2 protein-coding genes are annotated in these 2,022 nt (G+C 70.0%); both read right to left on the bottom strand.

The features are described from left to right. Window positions 1–32 precede the first annotated feature (32 nt). The gene (locus tag ACFVX6_RS40825) at window positions 33–947 is read right to left on the bottom strand and encodes a geranyl diphosphate 2-C-methyltransferase (protein ID WP_389699645.1); all 915 of its coding nucleotides are present in this window, start codon (window positions 945–947) and stop codon (window positions 33–35) included. A gap of 14 nt (window positions 948–961) precedes the next feature. Then, window positions 962–2,022, bottom strand: a 1,061-nt coding sequence (locus ACFVX6_RS40820; protein ID WP_389699644.1) for a family 2 encapsulin nanocompartment cargo protein terpene cyclase, incomplete at its 5' end; no start/stop codon positions are given.

Below are 2,022 nucleotides of genomic sequence, written 5' to 3'. Positions count from 1 at the left end.
GGATGGCGCGGGCCCGGCCCCGGGCGTGGTCGTCAGACGCGGTCGGCCGCGATCAGGAGGTACTGGAAGGAGCCGTCCTTGTAGGACTCGATGAACGCCTCCTCGATGCCGGTGACCAGCGAGGACGTGGCCCGCAGTTCCCAGTAGGGCAGGGTCGCGGGGGTCAGGTCGATCACGGCCTGCGGCACGAGCCGGTTGTCCGCCATGGAGCGCAGGTACTCCCGGCGGGAGTGGATGTTGCACTCGAAGTGCGCGTTGATCTGGGAGACCCACTTCGAGGGCTGGCCGTACCGCGGGTTCCAGCAGCCGGTGATGGTCACGTACCGGCCGCCGACCTTCAGGACGCGGGAGTGCTCGGCGAAGAGGTCGTCCAGGTCGACGTACATGCTCGACTCGTTGTTCCACGACGCCGCGGCCTGCCCGGTCTCGAAGGGCGTGCCGAGCATGTTGCAGACGCGGGCCCGGACGTGGTCGTCGATGCCGAGTTCGAGGGCGCGCTGGTTGGCGAAGTCGGCCTGCTTGGCGGACAGGGTGACGCCCTCGACCTTGCATCCGAAGCGCTGGTGGGCCATGACCATCGAGCCGCCGCGGCCGCAGCCGGCGTCCACGAGCGTGTCCTCGCGGCCGACGGGGCCGAGGTGGTCCAGGAGGAGTTCGGCCTGTGCCGACTCCAGCCGGTGGAGCTCGGCGACCAGCTTCTTCTCGTAGGCGCTGTCGTCGGTGTCGCCGAGCGCGGAGTGGTCGACGTCGCCGATGCCGTAGTGGTGGTGGTACAGGCCGTCCACGTCGCCGAGGCGCAGGTTCACCGGCCTGGCCTCGTTGTTCCAGTAGCGGGCGATGTCCCCCTGGTAGGGGGTGGCCGGCCCGGGAATGATCACGGGGGCCGGGGTGGTGCCGTTGGAGCCGGTGGTGCCGGTGGTGCCGGTGGTGATGTCAGTGCTGGTCACTGATAGATCCGTCCTTACCAGAAGTCGGGCAGGCTGTAGCGATACGTATTGGTCTGGTGCCAGTGGTGGTTGCCGTCGAGCCAGACGGCGACTCCCCGCAGGAAGCGCAGCACGCTCGGGACGGGGCAGGCCGCGGCCAGGGCGGCGGCCTCCGCTTCGAAGGCGTGCATGAGGTCGTTGTGGACCTCGACCGCCTTCAGGTAGCCCTCCTTGTCGGAGGTCCCCTCCCGCTCGGCGATCACCACGGGAAGGTTCATGTGCCTTCCGGGGGCGGCGAGTTCCTTGGTGTAGGAGTACAGGTCGTTGACGATCGTGGTGGCGTTGCCGGCGAGCGCGATGACCCGTTGCATGGCTGCCTGGGCGTGCAGATCGGCCGGGAGCTCGTACCCGCCGACGGTGTCGGTGATGGTGGGGCAGGGGCGGAAGTTGTTGAACTGCCGCATGGCCAGGTACTCCCACACCTCGGGGACGTACTCCGTCTGGCTCCAGGCCGCCTCGGCGAGGTACCCGAGGTGCAGCCGGGCCATGTCGTGCCGGTAGCGGTCCGCCTGCGAGGGGCTGGCCTGCCGGACGAAGTACTCCATGGCGGAGGTGTAGGCCCGCCGGGGCGCGTCCGACTGGAGCGACCCCACCCACTGCGGCTCGTACTCCTTCGTCGTGTGGAGGGGGTCGATCGCGGTGTGCGCCAGCAGGAGGCGTCCACCGAGGCCGATGGGCGAGCCGCCGTGGTCCTCGCAGTAGCAGTCGTCGACCGCGTTCTCGGCGACCATCAGCCGGGCGGCGACCATCAGGTGCTCGATGGTGGGAGCGTCCGGGTGGCAGGCCACCATGTAGCGCCCGACGTGGAAGCCGTCGAACTGGTTCTCCCAGGCATCGGGGAACAGGTCGACCTCGTCCACCGCCCAGGCCTTGATCCGCCGGCTGACCTCCTCCACCCGCACCGGGTCGGGCTCCGGCACGGGGTGGTAATAGAGGCCCGGAATCGGGTTTCCGGCCGCCGGAGCCCCGGGCTCCGGAGCCGCCGCGGGTGCGGCGGGCTCTTCCCGGCGGGCCGGGTGCAGGCCCGCCGTGCCCC

Origin of the sequence: Streptomyces sp. NPDC058289, assembly GCF_042880975.1 — a bacterium.
Classification (GTDB): Bacteria; Actinomycetota; Actinomycetes; order Streptomycetales; family Streptomycetaceae; genus Streptomyces; species Streptomyces stoeckheimensis.
This window is presented reverse-complemented; position numbering and strand designations above follow the sequence as displayed.